A 14,633-nucleotide genomic window follows, 5' to 3' on the forward strand; every position below is an offset into this window, starting at 1 on the left:
GGGCTCGTTGTGGTGTCGTGCCCGCGCATCGCGCTAGTGTGTAGAACCTGTTCTAGTAATACCAGCCGGAATGGGAGTGGGGAAGTATGGAGGTTCGCGTCGACCGGTCGCTGTGCGAGGCCAACGAGCTGTGTGTGGCCTTCGCGCCGGGGGTCTTCGAGATCGATGACGACGACGAGCTGCGGATCGTGCAGCCGTCGCCGCCCCAGGATGAAGTAGAACGTGTTACTCAAGCCGTGGCCGCATGTCCGAAGAACGCCCTGTTCATCTCGGATTAAGCATGCCTTGCTTTGAATGAGAACAGATTCTAGTCTGTGCGAGTAGAGGGCGGCCAACGACGGCCAGCCCCGCGTCCGCGAGGAGGCAGCTGAAGTGAGAGCGGCCGTACTGAACGCGATCGGTGACGAGACACTCGACCTGCGGGACGACGTCACCACGGTGGATCCCGGCCCGCACGAGGTCCGGATCCGGGTCAGGGCCTCGGGAATCTGCCACAGCGACCTGTCCGCGATGGACGGCACGCTGCCCGCGCTGGCACCGGGGGTGGTCGGTCACGAGGGCGCGGGGGAGGTCCTCGAAATCGGCTCCGGCGTGGAGCACCTCGCGCCGGGCGACCACGTGACCGTGTCCTTCGTGCCGCCGTGCGGGAACTGCCCGAGCTGCCTGCGCGGCGAGCCGAACCTGTGTCCCGTGCACGCCATCGCCGCGTTTTCCACGCCGCGGTTCCGGCTCGGCGACCAGCCGCTGTTCGGCTACGCGGGCCTCGGCACGTTCGCCGAAGAGGTCGTCGTGCCCGCGCCGGGCGCGATCAAGGTGGATCCCGACGTCCCGTTCGAAACCGCGGCGCTGGTCGCCTGCGGGGTGCTGACCGGGGTCGGCGCCGTGCTCAACACCGCCCGCGTCGAACCGGGCTCCACGGTCGTGGTGCTCGGCTGCGGCGGGGTCGGGATCTCGGTCATCCAGGGCGCCCGCCTGGCGGGCGCGTCGGTGATCGTCGCGGTCGACCCGGTGACCGGGAAGCACGACATCGCGAAGCGGTTCGGTGCCACGCACGCGACCACGCCCGAAGGGCTCGAAGCGGTCAAGCAGCAGGTGACCTCGATGGAAGGCTTCGACTACGCCTTCGACGTGGTCGGGCACCCCGGCACGATCCGGTCCGCGTGGGACAACGCCCGCCGCGGCGGCTCGGTGGTCATCGTCGGCGCCGGCCGCGGTGACGCGATGGTCCAGTTCAGCGCGCAGGAGCTGTTCTTGCACGACAAGAAGATCCTCGGCTCGTTCTACGGATCGGCGCACGTGCACCGCGACACCGGCCGCATGCTGAAGTTCTGGCGCGCCGGGCTGCTCGACCTCGACGGGATGATCTCGAAGCGGCTCGGGTTCGACGACATCAACACCGGGCTCGGCCTGCTCCGCGAGGGCAGCACGGACGTGATCCGCCAGGTGGTGACGATCGGGTGAGGCTCGACGGGAGGGTCGCGGTCGTCACCGGGGCCGGGGCCGGGCTCGGCCGTGCCGAAGCGCTGGCACTGGCCGCCGAGGGTGCCGCCGTCGTGGTGAACGACGTCAGCGAGGACACCGCGCGGAAGGTCGTCGACGAAATCGAAGCCGCGGGCGGCAAGGCGCTGCCGATCGCGGGCGACGTCGCCGACCGCGCCACGGCGGACGCGCTCACCGACGGTGCCATCGAGCACTTCGGCGGCCTGCACGTCGTGGTCAACAACGCGGGCGTGCTGCGGGACAGGATGCTCTTCTCGATGTCCGACGAGGAGTGGGACACCGTGATCAGGGTGCACCTGCGCGGGCACTTCCTGTTGTCCCGCAACGCGACCGCGTACTGGCGAGGACAGTCCAAAACGGACGGTGCGCCGGTGTACGGCCGGATCGTGAACACCACGTCGGAGGCGTTCCTCGTCGGCTCCGGCGGCCAGCCGAACTACTCGGCGGCGAAGGCGGGCATCGCCGCGCTGACCGTCGCCACCGCGCGGGGCACCGCGAAGTACGGGGTGCGCGCCAACGCGATCTGCCCGCGTGCCCGCACCGCGATGACCGAGGGTGTGTTCGGTGCCGAGGCACCCGAAGGCGTCGATCCGCTGTCGGTCGGCCACGTGGCGCCGTTCGTCGCCTTCCTCGCCTCGCCCGCCGCGGACCGCGTCAACGGTCAGGTGTTCGTGGTGCACGGCGGGATGGTGGCGCTGCTGAAGCCGCCGGAGGTCGAGCACCGGTTCGACACCGCGAACGGCACCTGGACCGCGGACGAGCTGGAAGCGGGCGTCGGCGGCTACTTCGCCGCGCGCGACCCGGAACGCACCTTCGCCGCCACCGACGTGTTGTCCCTACCCGGAACCGGAACAGGAGCAGGCTCATGACGATCACCGTGCTGCCGCACCGCGAAGCGCTCGGCCTCAAGGCGGGCCAGCTTCTCGTCGGCGGGCAGTGGGGCCCCGGCCGCGACGGCGCGACGTGGACCCACCACCATCCCGCCACCTCCGAGGAGATCGGCGAGTTCGCGGTGGCCACCGCGGCCGACGTCGACGACGCGGTCGCCGCGGCGCGCCAGGCCTTCGAAGGCGGCTGGGCGCGGTCACGGGCGGGCACCAGGATCTCCCTGCTGCACCGGTACGCGAACCTGCTGCGCGAGCACGCCGACGAGCTGCGCGCGTTGCAGGCGCTGGACAATTCCGTGCCGCTGTCCTTCGGCGGCATCTACGCGACCTCGGTGGGGGCGGCCGCCGACGTCGTCGACCACCACGCGGGCTGGGTGGACAAGATCGGCGGCGAGACGCTGCCCGCGTACCAGGGCGGCGACCACCTCGCGATGACCTTCCGCGAGCCGATCGGCGTGGTGGCGGCGATCCTGCCGTGGAACGCGCCGTTCCTGCTGTTCGCGCAGAAGGTCGCCCCCGCGCTCGCGGCGGGCTGCACGGTGGTGCTCAAGCCGTCGGAGTACGCGACCTTTTCCGTGCTGCGCATGGTCGAACTGCTCGTCGAGGCCGGGCTTCCCGACGGGGTGCTCAACGTCGTCACCGGGCCGGGCGACCCGGTCGGCGAGGCGCTCATCACACATCGAGATGTCGACAAGGTGAGTTTCACCGGCAGCCGCGCGGTGGGCAAGCACATCGTCGAAGCGTCGGCGGGCACCCTGAAGCGGGTTTCGCTGGAACTGGGCGGGAAGAGCCCGGCCGTGGTCTTCTCCGACGCCCCGAACGTCGGGCTCGCCGCGATGACGACGATGGGCGCGGTGACGCTGGGCCTGTCCGGCCAGGCGTGCGTGGCCAACACGCGCGCGCTCGTCCACCGCGACGTCTACGACGAGTTCATCGGCGCCGCCGCCGGGATCGCGGCCGCGGTGACCTACGGCGACCCGTTCGACCCCGGCGTGCTCTCCAGCCCGCTGGTCAACGCGCGCCAGCTCGAACGCGTCCTCGGCTACATCGAGCAGGGCAAGTCCGAGGGGCGGCTGGTCACCGGCGGTGAGCGGCTCGACGGCGATCTGGCGAACGGGAACTTCGTCTCGCCGACGATCTTCGCCGACGTCGACAACTCCGCGACCGTGGCGCAGGAGGAGATCTTCGGCCCGGTGCTCGCGGTGGTGCCCTTCGACGACGAGGAAGAGGCCGTCCGGCTCGCCAACGACACCGAGTACGGGCTCGGCGCCGGCCTGTTCACCGCGGACGGCCAGCGCGCGTTCCGGGTCGCGCGGCGGCTCAAGGCGGGCACGATCGGCATCAACGGCTTCCAGATCGAGCCGCACCTGCCCTTCGGCGGGTTCAAGCAGTCCGGGCTCGGCCGCGAGGGCGGGCGCTCGGCGTTCGAGGCCTACACCGAATTGAAGAGCGTGCTCATGCCGCTGACCGAAGAGCTGATGTAGATGGGCAAGCTGGCCGGGAAGGTCGCACTGGTCACCGGCGCCGCGCGCGGGCAGGGCGCGGCGGCGGTGCGCCGGTTCGTCGCCGAGGGCGCGCGCGTGGTGATCGCCGACATCGCCGACGAAACGGGCAAGCAGCTCGCCGGCGAACTCGGCGACGCGGCGGTCTTCCAGCACCTCGACGTCACCGACGAGCACGGCTGGACGGCCGCGGTGGACCGGGCGGTCGGCGAGTTCGGCGAGTTGTCGGTGCTGGTCAACAACGCGGGCGTGCTGCACTTCTCGGCATTGGAGCAGACCACTCTCGCGGACTACGAACGCGTCATCGGAATCAACCAGATCGGGGCGTTTCTCGGCATGCGGTCGGTCGTTGAACCGATGTCCGCGCGCGGTGGCGGGGCCATCGTCAACGTGTCCTCTGTGGAGGGACTGGCCGGTATGCCCTACCTCGTCGCCTACACCGCGAGCAAGTTCGCGATCCGCGGCATGACGAAGGTCGCGGCCCTCGAACTGGGCGCGCGCGGGATCAGGGTCAACTCGGTGCACCCCGGCATGATCGACACCGGCATGGTGCGCGACGCGGCGGGCGGTGCCGAGATCGACCTGTCGCGGATCGGGAAGAAGGTCGCGCTCGGCAGGATCGGGCGGCCGGACGAGATCGCGGCGCTGGTCGCGTTCCTCGCCAGCGACGACAGCTCGTACTGCACCGGCGGCGAGTTCATCGCCGACGGGGGCGCGACCGCGACCCACGCGCTCAAGCTCTGACCAGGAAGGCTCGGCAGGTTCGGCCCGCCGCGTGAACACCGCTAACGGAAAGCGGGCGCACGGGATGCGAAAGACTCAGGCGCACGCGGCATGCACACGACTCGGGTGGAGGCGGGATGGCGGAGGCGGGCACCATACCCGGCGGCGCCGCGCTGGCCCAGGTCGGCAGGCTTGCCACGCTATCGTGGGAGGTGCTGCGGGCGATCCCGAAGCGGCCGTTCCAGTTCCGCGAATGGATCCAGCAGTGCTGGTTCTTCGCCAGCGTCACCATCCTGCCGACCGCGCTCGTCGCGATCCCCTTCGGCGCGGTCATCGCGCTGCAGCTCGGCTCGCTGACCGAGCAGATCGGCGCGCAGTCGTTCACCGGTGCGGCGAGCGCGCTCGCCATCGTGCAGCAGGCCAGCCCGCTGATCACCGCGCTGCTCGTGGCGGGCGCGGGGGGCAGCGCGGTGTGCGCGGACATCGGCGCCCGCAAGATCCGCGAAGAGATCGACGCGATGGAAGTGCTCGGCGTCAACCCGATCCAGCGGCTCATCGTGCCGAGGGTGCTCGCCGCGATCGTGGTGTCGGTCCTGCTCAACGGGCTGGTCAGCGTGGTCGGCGTGCTGGGCGGCTACTTCTTCAACGTGGTGATGCAGGGCGGCACCCCCGGCGCCTACCTCGCCAGCTTCAACGCGCTCGCCCAGCTTCCGGATCTCTACGTCAGCGAGATCAAGGCGGTGCTCTACGGGTTCGTCGCCGGGGTGGTGGCCGCCTACCGCGGGCTGAACCCCGGTAGCGGGCCGAAGGGCGTCGGCGACGCGGTGAACCAGGCCGTCGTCATCACGTTCCTGCTGCTGTTCCTGATCAACGTCGTGCTGACCGCGATCTACCTCCAGATCGTGCCCCCGAAGGCGTTGTGACATGGCACAAACCGTTACGCGGGAGCCGTCCGTCTCCGATCGGACGCTGGAGATCATCGCGCGCCCCGGTGCGTCGCTGGAGGGGTTCGGCGAGCAGCTTTCGTTCTACGCCCGCGCGCTCGCGTGGGCGCCGAGGACGGCCCGCCGGTACCTGCGCGAGACGCTGCGGCTGCTGACCGAGGTGTGCTTCGGCTCCGGCGCGCTCGCGGTCATCGGCGGCACGCTCGGCGTGATGATCGGGATGACCCTGTTCACCGGGCTCATCGTCGGCCTGCAGGGGTACGCGGCGCTCAACCAGCTCGGCACGGCCGCGCTCACCGGGTTCATCTCGGCCTACTTCAACACCCGCGAGGTCGCGCCGCTGGCCGCGGGGCTCGCATTGTCGGCGACGGTCGGCTGCGGGTTCACCGCGCAGCTCGGCGCGATGCGGATCTCCGAGGAGATCGACGCGCTGGAAGTGATGGGCGTGCCGAGCATGCCGTACCTGGTGACCACGCGCGTGCTCGCCGGGATCACCGCGGTCATCCCGTTGTACGCGGTGGGCCTGCTCTCGTCGTACCTCGCTTCGCGCCAGATCACGGTGTGGATGTACGGCCAGTCCGCGGGCACCTACGACCACTACTTCGGGCTCTTCCTGCCACCGGAGGACGTGCTCTGGTCGTTCCTGAAGGTGATGGTCTTCAGCGCGATCGTGATCCTGTCGCACTGCTACTACGGCTACACCGCGTCCGGCGGCCCGGCCGGGGTCGGGCTCGCGGTCGGCCGCGCGGTGCGCACCTCGATCGTGCTGATCTCGGTGCTCGACTTCTTTCTCAGCCTGGCCATCTGGGGCGCCAGCACCACGGTGAGGATATCGGGATGAGCCGGAAGGTCCTGTTGCGCAGGCTTCGCTACCAGGTGCTGGGGCTGGCTTTCCTCGTCGTCGTCGCGCTGTTCTTCACGGTCACCGTGGCGGTCTACAAGAAGGCGTTCGTCCCCGTCGCGATGGTCAAGCTGGAGACCGACCACGTCGGCAACCAGATGCGCGGCGGCGCCGACGTGAAGATCCGCGGCATGGTCGTCGGCGAGGTGCGCGACATCCGTGCCCTCGGCGACCACGCGGAGCTGGACCTCGCCATGCAGCCGGACAAGCTGGGCGTGATCCCGGCGAACGTCTCCGCGCGGCTGCTGCCGAAAACCCTGTTCGGGGAACGGTATGTGGCACTGCAGCCGCCGTCGGCGCCGGTGCCCGGCAGGCTCGCCGGCGGCACCGTGATCCCCCAGGACCGCAGCAGCACCGCGATCGAGCTGGAAAAGGTGCTCGGCGACGTGATGCCGCTGCTGCAGGCCGTCCAGCCGGAAAAGCTTTCGAGCACGCTCACCGCGGTGTCGAGCGCGCTGGAGGGACGGGGCACCCAGCTCGGCAAGACGCTCGTGCAGGTCGGCGACTACCTCGGCGGGCTCAACCCGTCGCTGCCCGCGTTGAAGTCCGACATCTCCGGGCTCGCCGACGCCGCCGACCTCTACCAGCGCGCGGCACCCGATTTCCTGCAGGCGCTGTCCGATCTCACCACCACCAGCCGCACGCTGGTGGAGAAGCGCCAGGGGCTGGCGGACGTGTTCGCCACCGTCAGCACCGCGTCGGACGATCTCGGCCGGTTCCTGGAAGTCAACAAGGACAACCTGATCCGGCTCACCACCACGGCGCAGCCGACGCTCGACGTGCTCGCGAAGTACGCGCCCGAGTACCCGTGCCTGCTCCAGCAGCTCGCCGAATCGGTGCCGCGCGCGGAGGCGGCGTTCGGCAAGGGCACCGACCAGATGAACCACGTGACGATCCGGTTCCTCGCCAACCGCACCAAGTACCTGCCCGGCGTCGACGAGCCGAAGTACGACGACAAGCGCGGGCCGCGGTGCTACCCGCAGGTGCCGCCGCCAGGCCGCTGGCCGCAGTACCCGCCGGACGGCCCGATCCTCGACGGGTCCACGCATCCGCCCGCGGCGAAGGGAGCCACCCCCATCGGCGGTGGTGGCGCGCCTGCCGCTGCGCCGATGCCCGCGGCCGTGGCGAACTCGCCGCAGGAGCAGCGGCTCGTCGGGACCCTGCGCGGCGCGGCGCTCGGCGTCGACCCCGCCGAGGTGCCGAACTGGAGCGGCCTGCTCGTCGCGCCGCTGTACCGGGGCGCGGAGGTGGAGCTGAAGTGAAGACGCTCCCGTCGCTGATCAAGGTCTCCGTCTTCGCCGTGGTGACGGTGCTGCTGACCGCGGTGCTCGGCGCCACGATCGCGAACACCAACCTCGGCGCGACAGCCGCCTACACGGCGTTGTTCGCCGACGCCTCCGGGCTCAAGGAGGGCGACGACGTCCGGATCGTCGGGGTGAAGGTCGGCCAGGTCTCGAAGATCACGGTGAACGCGGACAACCGCGCGGAGGTCCACTTCGACGTCGAGACCGCGCGCCGGATCCCCGCCGAGGCCACCGCGACGGTGAAGTACCGCAACCTCGTCGGCCAGCGGTACCTCTCGCTCGGCACCAGCGTCGGCGGGACCGGCGCGCTCACGCCGGGCACCACGATCCCGGTGGACCGCACCCAGCCCGCGCTCAACCTCACCGTGCTGTTCAACGGGTTCAAGCCGCTGTTCGCCGCGCTCGACCCGAAGCAGGTCAACGACCTGTCCTACGAGATCATCCAGGTGTTCCAGGGCGAGGGCGGCACGATCGGCAGCCTGCTGACCCACACCGCGTCGGTGACTTCGGCGATCGCGGACAAGGACAAGGTGATCGGCCAGGTCATCGGGAACCTCAACGAGGTGCTCGGCACCGTCAACGCGCGGGGCCCGCAGCTCGGCGACCTGATCACGCAGACGCAGGCGCTCGTCACCGGGCTGGCCGAGCAGCGCAAGCCCATCGGGGACGCGGTTTCCGCGCTGGGCGGGCTCACCGACGTCACCGCGGGCCTGCTCAACGACGCGCGCCCGGCGCTGAAGGAGGACATCGCGGGATTGGGCCGCCTGTCGTCGAACCTGTCGGATTCGGGGCAGCTGCTCAACGAACTGCTCGGCAAGATGCCGGGGAACCTGGAGAAGTTCACCAGGACCCTGAGCTACGGAAGCTGGTACAACTACTTCCTCTGTGGACTGTCCGGCACGATCGGGATCTCGTCGCTGAACGTCACGCTGCCGCTGCTGCCGATCGTGGGGACCCAGCAACCGGAGAGGTGCAAGCCGCAGTGAAACCACTCCGCGAACGCAACCAGGCCGCGGTCGGCGCCGTCACGCTCGTGCTGGTGGTGCTGGCCGTGCTCACCGCCTACAACGCGGACCGGCTGCCGCTGCTGTCCAACGCCACCACGTACTCCGCGGAGTTCGCCGAGTCGGCGGGACTGGTGCCGGACAACGAGGTCCAGGTGGCGGGCGTGAAGATCGGCAAGGTGACCAAGGTGGCGCTGGCGGGCAAGAAGGTCGTGGTGTCCTTCGACGTAGACAGCACGGCGGCCACCGGACGCACGATCGGCGACGGCACCACCGCGTCCATCGAGATCAAGACCCTGCTCGGCGAGAAGTACCTCGCGTTGCAGCCCAAGGGAAAAGCGGCGCTCGACCCGCGCCAGGCGATCCCGGTGGCACGCACCCGGACCCCGTTCGAGCTGCAGGACGCGTTCAAACAGCTTTCCACCACCGTCGGCGATATCAACACCCAGCAGCTCGCGCAGAGCTTCAACGTCCTTTCGGACACCTTGAAGGACACGCCGAAACCGATGAAGGACGCCTTGAGCGGGCTTTCGGCACTGTCCAAAACGGTCTCTTCGCGCGACGAAGAGCTGGCGAAGCTGCTGTCCAACACGAGCCAGGTGTCGAAAACGCTCAGCGACCGCAACACCCAGCTCCAGAAGATCATCTCGGACGGCAACCTGCTGCTCGACGAGCTGCAGCGGCGCAAGGACGCGATCAGCGCGCTGCTCACCGGCGCCACCGGGCTCGCGCGGCAGCTTTCCGGGCTGGTGAACGACAACCGGCAGCAGCTCAAGCCCGCGCTGGCGAAACTCGGTGACGTCACGGACATCCTCAAGCGCAACCAGGACAACCTCGGCCGCAGCCTCGCCCTGCTCGCGCCGTTCTCCAGGGTCGGTGCGAACGCGACCGGGAACGGCCGCTGGTTCGAGGGCTACATCTGCGGGCTGCTGCCGCCGATGATCAACGCGGGCGGGCTGCAGGTGAACCCGGAAGGCTGCACGCCGCCGATTTCGGCACCGGATCAAGGGGTTGGGCGCCGATGAGCATCGATACGAGGGCGTCCCGGAGCCTGTACTCGTGGATCGCGATGGCGTGCGTGGTCGCGCTCGTGCTCACCGGTGCGCTGTGGTGGATCTTCCGCGATCCCGGCGGCACCAAGGTGAGCGCGTACTTCGGGCGCACGGTGGGGCTGTACGCGGGTTCGTCGGTGCGGGTGCTGGGGATCAAGGTCGGCGAGATCACCGCGGTCACCCCGGCGGGCGATCAGGTCCGCGTGGACATGAACGTGGACGCCGGGGTGTCGATCCCCGCGGACGCGGGCGCCGTCGTCGTCGCGCCGAGCCTGGTCAGCGACCGGTACGTCCAGCTCACACCCGCCTACGACACCGGCCCGAAGCTCGCGGCCGGCGCGGTGCTCGGCCGCGACCGCACCGCGATGCCCGCCGAGCTGGACGATCTCTACGGCAGCCTGAACCAGCTCTCGACGACGCTGGGCCCCGAGGGCGCCAACAAGAACGGCGCACTGTCCAAACTGCTCGACACCGCCGCCAAGAACCTCAACGGCAACGGGAAGAACATCAACACCACCGTGACGAGACTCGCGGATCTGGGGCGCACGCTGGAAAGCTCTAAGGGGGACCTGTTCGCCACGGTCCGCAACCTCCAGTCGTTCACCACCGCACTGTCCGACAGCGACGCTCAGCTGAACGAGTTCTACGGCAGGTTGTCGGATGTCGCGGGATTCCTGGCCGGTGAGTCCGGGGACGTGGCGGGCGCGCTGAACTCGCTCGGCACGGCGCTGACCGACGTCAAGGGCTTCGTCGCGGAGAACAAGGACCTGCTGACATCCAATGTGGACAAACTGGCCGGGATCACGAAGGTGCTCGTCGACCAGCGCGCCGCGCTCGCCGAGACGCTCGACATCGCGCCGACCGGGATGACGAACTTCATCAACTCCTACGACGCGGCGTCGGGCAGCATCGCGATCCGGTACAACGCCAACGAGCTGACCAACCCGCTCGTCACCACGCTGTGCCGCCTGCTGAAGGCGTCGACGCCGGTGGGCCTGCCGGACGTGGTGGGCAACCTGTGCCAGGCGATCGCGCCCGTGGTCGACGGCATCGCGAAGCTCCCGTCGCTCCCTCAGATCATCTCGTCGATCTCCAACGGCGAGCTGCCACCGCTGCCGCTGCCGCTGGTGGACGTGCCCGGCAGTGCCGGGTTCGGCCTCGGGGGGAGCCAGTGAAGCGCCGCCTCGCCCCCCTACTGCTCGCCGGGCTCGTGCTCGCCGGATGCTCGAACGGCGGATTTTCGGGGCTGTACAACACTCCGCTGCCCGGTGGCGCCGATGTCGGCGATCACCCGTACCGGGTCACCGCGCAGTTCTCCGACGTGCTCGACCTGGTGCCACAGGCCAGCGTCAAGGTCAACGACGTCGCGATCGGGCGGGTCGAGAAGATCGACCTCGCGCAGGACACGAAGTCGGCGATCGTGACCATGGTGGTCAACGGCGATCTTTCCCTGCCCGGCAACGCGGCCGCCGAGCTGCGCCAGTCGAGCCTGCTGGGGGAGAAGTTCGTCGAGCTGCACCCGCCGGGGAACGAGAAGCCCGCCGGGAAGCTCGCCGAAGGCGCGGCGATCCCGATTTCGCGCACGAACCGCAACCCCGAGGTCGAGGAAGTGCTCGGCGCGCTTTCCCTGCTGCTCAACGGCGGTGGGGTGGCACAGCTCAAGACGATCACCACCGAACTGAACAACGCGCTCGGCGGCAACGAGGCGCAGGTGCGCGCGCTGCTGTCGCGTGTGGACACCCTCGCGACCGAACTGGACGGTCAGAAGGGGGAGATCATCCGTGCGATCGACGGGCTGAACCGGCTTTCGAGCACGCTCGTCGCCCAGACCGGGAACCTCACGAACGCGCTGGACAACCTGGCACCGGGGATCAAGGTGGTCAGCGACCAGCGCGACCAGCTCGTCGGCATGCTGCAGGCGCTGTCGAAGCTGTCGACGGTCGCGGTGGACACGGTGAACAAGAGCCGTGCCGAACTGGTCGCGAACCTGAAGGCACTGGCGCCGACGCTGAAGCAGCTCGCCGACGCGGGGCAGAACCTGCCGACGGCGCTGAAGATCCTGCCGACCTACCCGCTGCCCGACGCCGCGGGCGCGGTGGTGCGCGGCGACTACGCGAACGTGCGCGCCCGGCTCGACCTCGATCTCGACTCGATCGTGCAGAACCTGAGCCGCTCGCGCGCGCCCGCGATCGGCCTGCCCGGCTCGGCGGGCACCGGGACACCGGGCGCGATCCCGTTCAACAACGGCACTCCGCCGCCCCCGCTGCCGCTGCCGCCGTCGGCGCCGCCCGCGGGGAAACCGGCACCGCAGCAGGGCGGGCTCATCGGCGGCCTGCTCGGCACGCTACTGGGAGGTGGCCGGTGATCACCAGGAAGCACAAGACCTTGCTGTTCGCGTTCGTGCTGATCGCCGTCGTCTCGGTGGTCTACGTCGGCGGGAACTACGCCGGGCTCGGCAGGCTGTTCGGTTCGCGCGGCTACGTCGTCACCGCGCAGCTCGCGGACTCCGGCGGCATCTTCACCAACGCCGAGGTCACCTACCGCGGCGTCACCGTGGGCAGGGTCGCCGAGCTGCACCTGACCGACTCCGGCGTCACCGTCGACCTCGACCTGGACTCGGGAGGGCCGGACATCCCCGCCGACACCACGGCCGTGGTCGCCAACCGGTCCGCGGTGGGGGAGCAGTTCGTCGACCTGCAGCCCCAGCACGCCGAAGGCCCGTACCTCGCCGACGGCTCGGTGATCAAAGTGGACAAGACGCGGCTGCCGCTCGCCCCGGACACCGTGCTGTCCAATCTGGACAAACTCGTGTCCAGTGTGGACCCGCAGTCGGTGCGCACGGTGGTCGACGAGGCGCACACCGCGTTCAACGGCACCGGCCCCGACCTGCAGGCGCTGCTGGACACCGCGGGCGCGTTCACCGCGACCGCGAAGCAGAACCTGCCCCAGACCAAGGACCTGCTGGCCAAGGGCAAGGTCGTGCTCGACACGCAGCGCCGCCAGGGCGATCACATCACGTCACTGGCCACCGGGCTGGCCGGGATCGCCGACCAGCTCAAGAAGTCCGATCCCGACGTCCGCAAGGTGATCGACGAGGCACCGCCGGTGGCGCGCCAGGTCAGCGACGTGCTCGCGACCTCGGGCACCAGCCTCGGCGTGGTGATCGCGAACCTGCTGACCACCGCGCAGGTGACCAGCGCGCGCACCGATTCGCTGGAGGAGCTGCTCGTCGCCTACCCGGTGATCTCGTCGTTCACGAGGTCGGTCACCTCCAACGGCGAAGGGCACCTCGGGCTCGTCCTGAACTTCTTCGACCCGCATTCGTGCACCAAGGGCTACGAGGGCACGAAGGAGCGCCCCGCCAACGACACCAGCGAGGCGCCGGCCAACAAGCTGGCCTACTGCGCCGAGCCGCCCGGCAGCCCGACCGGGGTCAGGGGCGCGCAGAACGCGCCGTACGCGGGCAAGCCCGTCGCACCGGTGGCCCCGAAACCGCAGGCATCCGCGCCCCAGGCGCAGCGGCTGCCCGGGGTGCTCGGGCTCGCCACCTCGGGGGCGGGGCCCGCCGGGCTCGGCGGCCTGTTTGGATTGGCGGGATGAACGGCAGAGACCCCCTCCGCACCGGGCTGCTCGCGCTCGCCGTCGTCGCGGTGCTCGCGGCAGCCTGGTTCGGCTGGTCGTGGTGGCAGGCCTCGGCCGACGACGGTCTTCAGCGCGCACGGGACCGCGACGCGGTGCTGGCGGCGGCGGCCGACGGGCTCGTCGCGCTCAACACCGTGGACTACCGCGACGCCGCCCGCGACGTCGGGCGATGGGCCGAGGTCAGCACCGGCCAGCTCGGGCAGGACCTCGCCGATCGGCAGGCGCAGGTCGCGCGGGCCACGGCGAGCAAGGCGGTGGCGACAGCGTCACTGCGCGAGGCCGCGGTGACCGAGCTGACCGGGGATGGCGCGCGCGTGATCGCGGTGCTGGACGTGCGGATCAGCGTCGACGGGGCGGCGGCGGCCCCGAGCCGCAGCAAGCTCACCGTGCAACTCGACCGCGCCGGTGACACCTGGAAGCTCAGCGGGGTGCAGGCGGCGTGAACGACAACCGGCCGGTGCCCTACAAGCGGACCGAAGTGCCACCCGCGGAGGAATCCACAGTGGACGATCCGGCCGAGGTGCCGGAAGACGGCGACGTGCCCGCGGACCGCCGCGCGGTGGGACGGCGGGCGAGCCTGCTCGCGGTGCTGACCGCGGTGATCGTGCTGGCGGCCGCCACCGCGGTGTGGTCGGGAATCAGAGCGGCCGGCCTCAGCAGCGACAACGCGGCACTCGCCGACGCGGGCGCGACCGCCGAGGTGACCGGCCAGGTCGGCGCCGCGGTGAAGGCGATCTTCTCCTTCGACTACGCCAACCTGGACCGCACCGAACGCGCTTCGGCGGGAGTGCTCGCGGACAACGCGGTCGAGCAGTACCGGCGGAGCTTCGCGGCCGTGAAGAAGCAAGCGGGGGAGCAGAAGCTCGTCCGGTCCACGACCGTGCGGGAGATCGGCGTGCGCGACCTGCGCGACGACACCGCGCGACTACTCGTCTTCGTCGACCAGCAGACCGTCGGCGGTCCACCGGACCAGGCGTCCAGCACCGCGCACCTCGACATCGGCGCCCGCAAGATCGACGGCACCTGGAAGATCACCGATCTGCTGGCGCTCTAGTTCTATCGCGTGTCCGAATTCGCGCTGCCGGGGGCGCGGCTGCCCAGGTGAGTAGCCGTTGAGTTGCGGGCGCCCCCGCCATCGCAAATTTGGAGGGCTTGGCGGCCCTGCACGCGACTT

At 70.0% G+C, this 14,633-nt stretch carries 15 protein-coding genes; all 15 read left to right on the top strand.

The genetic code is table 11. The features are described from left to right. Positions 1-86: 86 nt before the first annotated feature. The 15 genes from ABD256_RS21105 (at position 87) to ABD256_RS21175 (ending at position 14,513) form a co-directional block, all read left to right on the top strand. Positions 87-278 carry a ferredoxin gene (locus ABD256_RS21105; RefSeq protein WP_344421283.1) on the top strand — a complete coding sequence of 64 codons (192 nt, stop codon included), beginning with the start codon at positions 87-89 and terminating at the stop codon, positions 276-278. A 94-nt stretch (positions 279-372) separates the two neighbouring features. After that, positions 373-1,461, top strand: a complete 1,089-nt coding sequence (locus tag ABD256_RS21110) for a Zn-dependent alcohol dehydrogenase (protein ID WP_344421286.1) — start codon at positions 373-375, stop codon at positions 1,459-1,461. Then, complete coding sequence (locus tag ABD256_RS21115; protein WP_344421289.1) at positions 1,458-2,369, top strand: 3-oxoacyl-ACP reductase; 912 nt, start codon at positions 1,458-1,460, stop codon at positions 2,367-2,369. The genes ABD256_RS21110 and ABD256_RS21115 overlap by 4 nt, the downstream gene beginning before the upstream one ends. Further along, complete coding sequence (locus ABD256_RS21120; protein WP_344421292.1) at positions 2,366-3,871, top strand: aldehyde dehydrogenase family protein; 1,506 nt, start codon at positions 2,366-2,368, stop codon at positions 3,869-3,871. Before ABD256_RS21115 ends, ABD256_RS21120 begins: the two co-directional genes overlap by 4 nt. After that, positions 3,872-4,633: a glucose 1-dehydrogenase gene (locus tag ABD256_RS21125; protein WP_344421295.1), complete on the top strand. Its 762-nt coding sequence runs from the start codon at positions 3,872-3,874 to the stop codon at positions 4,631-4,633. It begins immediately after the preceding gene. A gap of 116 nt (positions 4,634-4,749) precedes the next feature. After that, a complete protein-coding gene (locus tag ABD256_RS21130) occupies positions 4,750-5,535 on the top strand; it encodes an MlaE family ABC transporter permease (RefSeq protein ID WP_344421298.1) in 786 nt (261 codons plus the stop codon). Position 5,536: 1 nt separating this feature from the next. Continuing rightward, positions 5,537-6,397 (top strand): MlaE family ABC transporter permease, encoded by an 861-nt coding sequence (locus ABD256_RS21135; RefSeq protein ID WP_344421301.1) that lies wholly within the window; start codon positions 5,537-5,539, stop codon positions 6,395-6,397. Further along, positions 6,394-7,719, top strand: coding sequence for an MCE family protein (locus tag ABD256_RS21140; RefSeq protein ID WP_344421303.1), 1,326 nt, complete (start codon positions 6,394-6,396; stop codon positions 7,717-7,719). The genes ABD256_RS21135 and ABD256_RS21140 overlap by 4 nt, the downstream gene beginning before the upstream one ends. Continuing rightward, positions 7,716-8,747 (top strand): MCE family protein, encoded by a 1,032-nt coding sequence (locus tag ABD256_RS21145; protein WP_344421306.1) that lies wholly within the window; start codon positions 7,716-7,718, stop codon positions 8,745-8,747. Before ABD256_RS21140 ends, ABD256_RS21145 begins: the two co-directional genes overlap by 4 nt. Continuing rightward, entirely contained in the window at positions 8,744-9,790 is a 1,047-nt protein-coding gene (locus ABD256_RS21150) for an MCE family protein (protein ID WP_344421309.1), read from the top strand. The genes ABD256_RS21145 and ABD256_RS21150 overlap by 4 nt, the downstream gene beginning before the upstream one ends. Then, entirely contained in the window at positions 9,787-10,992 is a 1,206-nt protein-coding gene (locus tag ABD256_RS21155; protein WP_344421312.1) for an MCE family protein, read from the top strand. The genes ABD256_RS21150 and ABD256_RS21155 overlap by 4 nt, the downstream gene beginning before the upstream one ends. Next, positions 10,989-12,182, top strand: a complete 1,194-nt coding sequence (locus tag ABD256_RS21160; protein WP_344421315.1) for an MCE family protein — start codon at positions 10,989-10,991, stop codon at positions 12,180-12,182. The genes ABD256_RS21155 and ABD256_RS21160 overlap by 4 nt, the downstream gene beginning before the upstream one ends. After that, positions 12,179-13,417 (top strand): MCE family protein, encoded by a 1,239-nt coding sequence (locus ABD256_RS21165; protein ID WP_344421319.1) that lies wholly within the window; start codon positions 12,179-12,181, stop codon positions 13,415-13,417. Before ABD256_RS21160 ends, ABD256_RS21165 begins: the two co-directional genes overlap by 4 nt. Then, a complete protein-coding gene (locus ABD256_RS21170) occupies positions 13,414-13,902 on the top strand; it encodes a hypothetical protein (protein ID WP_344421322.1) in 489 nt (162 codons plus the stop codon). The genes ABD256_RS21165 and ABD256_RS21170 overlap by 4 nt, the downstream gene beginning before the upstream one ends. Next, a complete protein-coding gene (locus ABD256_RS21175) occupies positions 13,899-14,513 on the top strand; it encodes a hypothetical protein (protein ID WP_344421325.1) in 615 nt (204 codons plus the stop codon). Before ABD256_RS21170 ends, ABD256_RS21175 begins: the two co-directional genes overlap by 4 nt. Positions 14,514-14,633: the final 120 nt, after the last annotated feature.

Origin of the sequence: Amycolatopsis minnesotensis, assembly GCF_039529815.1 — a bacterium.
Classification (GTDB): Bacteria; Actinomycetota; Actinomycetes; order Mycobacteriales; family Pseudonocardiaceae; genus Amycolatopsis; species Amycolatopsis minnesotensis.